Source organism: Bartonella sp. AA86SXKL (genome assembly GCF_042196885.1).
Genome location: NZ_JBHIRE010000522.1, coordinates 1 through 583, shown reverse-complemented (window position 1 = coordinate 583; position 583 = coordinate 1). Strand labels below are relative to the sequence as shown.

Genomic DNA, 583 nt, shown 5'->3' with positions numbered 1-583 from the left:
GCTGTACTCAACAATGTTGCCATGATTGGGCGCTTGGAAATTGGTGTGAAGCTGCAAAAAAAATGGATAACACACGAAGATGATCCAGAGCTCTTGGGGCAAGTCCCTGGCACCTTAGCAGAAGGAGAGCCTGGAGCGGCACGCGAAACAGCAAAGCTTGTTTGGGCACTAAAAGAGGATGCGCAGAATGGCACTTTCTTTCCGGTTTATATTTTACAAGATGGTGTTCTGATTGATCAAAAATCGCCCTCACTGCTTGAACCCGCCATGCAAGCTATTGCGACGTACGACCGCGCCCATGGGCATTATATCGTGAGTGGCTGCCGTGTGAGCGCATTGGGAGCCAATAACGGTTGCCAAGTCTTTAGTATTCAAGAAGGAGAAGCCAATATCAATGGCTTTAAACGCAAACGCTTAGCGGCTTTGCGTCATGAAGAACTCGAGGACTTTTCGACAAGCGTTGTTCCAAGCGAAACGCATATTTTTGCGCCCCCAAAAGGGAAAAACAGTTTCACCTTTAAACCCTATTATTTTCCTATTGCCGATATTCAATCTCTTTTGTTGACAAAAGAAAAGACCGTTA

Annotated in this window: 1 protein-coding gene; it reads left to right on the top strand. The window is 46.1% G+C overall.

Features of this window, described 5'->3' with window-relative positions:
- Positions 1-583 (top strand): DUF4815 domain-containing protein (locus ACFIO5_RS13030; RefSeq protein WP_375705638.1); only part of this gene is annotated, 583 nt, incomplete at both ends.